This window comes from Streptomyces sp. NPDC048483, assembly GCF_040651455.1.
Taxonomy (GTDB): Bacteria; Actinomycetota; Actinomycetes; order Streptomycetales; family Streptomycetaceae; genus Streptomyces.
Genome location: NZ_JBEZJZ010000267.1, coordinates 1 through 1,183 on the forward strand (window position 1 = coordinate 1; position 1,183 = coordinate 1,183).

Genomic DNA, 1,183 nt, shown 5'->3' on the forward strand with positions numbered 1-1,183 from the left:
TCCGCTGCTGCGGATCCATCGCCACCGCCTCACGCGGCGAAATACCAAACAACTCAGCGTCGAAATCACCGGCCTCCCGAACGAAGCCACCCTCCTGGATGTAACTGGTGCCAGGCCGGCTCCTCTCCGGATCAATCAGCGATCCCAAGTCCCAGCCTCGGTCATCCGGGAACGGCTCCATGGCATCGCCGCCCGTGACCAGCAGCCGCCACAGGTCCTCCGGTGTGCTGACCCCGCCCGGGAAGCGGCAGGACATGCCCACGATCGCGACAGGCTCGTCCACCACCGACAACACACCCGTCTCATCGGCGGGCCGCACGTCGTCGCCGAGTACCTCGGCAACGATGTGGTGCGCGAGAGTGGCCGGCGTGGGGTAGTCGAAGATCAGAGTGGCGGGCAGTGACGACTCGAGAGCCGCCGTGAGGCGATTGCGGTACTCCACGGCGGTGAGGGAATCGAAACCGAGCTCCCGGAACGCCCGATCCGGAGCGACCGCCTCCATCGAGCTGTGCCCGAGTACGGCCGCTGCCTGGGCACGTACCAGGTCCAGAACCACTCGCTCCCGCTGCCCGGCGGCCAGACCCGCCAAGCGAGCAGCGAGCTCCCCCTCCGCAGCAGCCACAGCAGCCGATCCGGCGCCCGCGCTCTCGATCGCCTGGCGGGCCTCGGGCACGCCGGTGAGCAGGGGGCTGGGCCGGACAGCGGTGAATGCGGGGGCGTAGCGATCCCAGTCGATGTCCGCGATGATCGGGCACGCCTCGGCACCCAGTACACGTTGCATTGCGCGGAGAGCCAGTTCGGGTGCCATGGCACCGACACCACCCCGCGCCAGCCGGCCCTCCACCACATCTGCGGTGGCCATGCCGGCCTGGTCCCACGCACCCCACGCCACAGACGTCGCCGGAAGCCCCTCACTCACACGCAGCTCAGCCAACGCATCGAGATACGCATTCGCCGCCGCATAATTGCCCTGCCCCGAACCGCCGATGGCTCCGGCCATCGAAGAGAACAGGACGAAGGCCGTCACGGGATGGTCGCGGGTGAGGTCATGCAGGTTGCGGGCGGCATCGACCTTCGGACCGAAGACGGTCCGGAACCGCTCAGGAGTAAGACCATCGACCACACCGTCATCCAAAACCCCCGCCGTATGGAAGACCGCACTGATCTCCTCACCGGCCAGCGC

The 1,183-nt window shown here is 68.0% G+C and carries 1 protein-coding gene; it reads right to left on the minus strand.

The features are described 5' to 3' along the window. A partial coding sequence (locus AB0D04_RS42720) for a KR domain-containing protein (RefSeq protein ID WP_362712892.1) occupies positions 1–1,183 on the minus strand: 1,183 nt, incomplete at both ends.